The sequence below is a fragment of the Blautia sp. DFI.9.10 genome, from assembly GCF_024461705.1.
Taxonomy (GTDB): Bacteria; Bacillota; Clostridia; order Lachnospirales; family Lachnospiraceae; genus Blautia_A; species Blautia_A fusiformis.
The window spans coordinates 1-465 of record NZ_JANGAA010000059.1 but is presented as its reverse complement, the minus strand read 5'-3'; the positions used below and the strand labels follow the sequence as shown (position 1 = coordinate 465).

The following is a 465-nucleotide window of genomic DNA, read 5'->3' as shown; positions in this document are numbered from 1 at the left end:
GTAACAAGGTAGCCGTATCGGAAGGTGCGGCTGGATCACCTCCTTTCTAAGGAAATTGGATACAGTAGGCTGTGTAAACGGCTGAATCAATCCAACTAAAACGGAAAAAGTAGAGAAGATGTGTTTTACTGTTTAGCTATCAAGCTGAAAGATTTCTGGTGCCGATGCGGTTGGGGGACACACCCGTTCCCATCCCGAACACGACGGTTAAGACCCAATCGGCCGATGGTACTGCACTGGAGACGGTGTGGGAGAGCAGGTGGGCGCCAGATCAAAAAAAGAAAAACAGGAGAGATCCTGATGAGAATAGATGCTGGTTTTACCAGTGATTTAAGAAGAAAAGATATTTTCTTTTTAAATGGCTGATAAAATATCAGTCAGCATTGTACCTTGAAAACTGCATACATGAGATTTGATTAAGTTAATCAAATATCCTTAAACGCAAAGTATTAAGAAATTAATGCA

Annotated in this window: 1 rRNA gene; it reads left to right on the top strand. The window is 41.7% G+C overall.

Annotation, left to right across the window (positions count from 1 at the left end):
• Positions 1-154: 154 nt before the first annotated feature.
• A 5S ribosomal RNA gene (rrf, locus tag NE671_RS15710) occupies positions 155-272 on the top strand.
• The last annotated feature ends 193 nt before the right edge of the window (positions 273-465 follow it).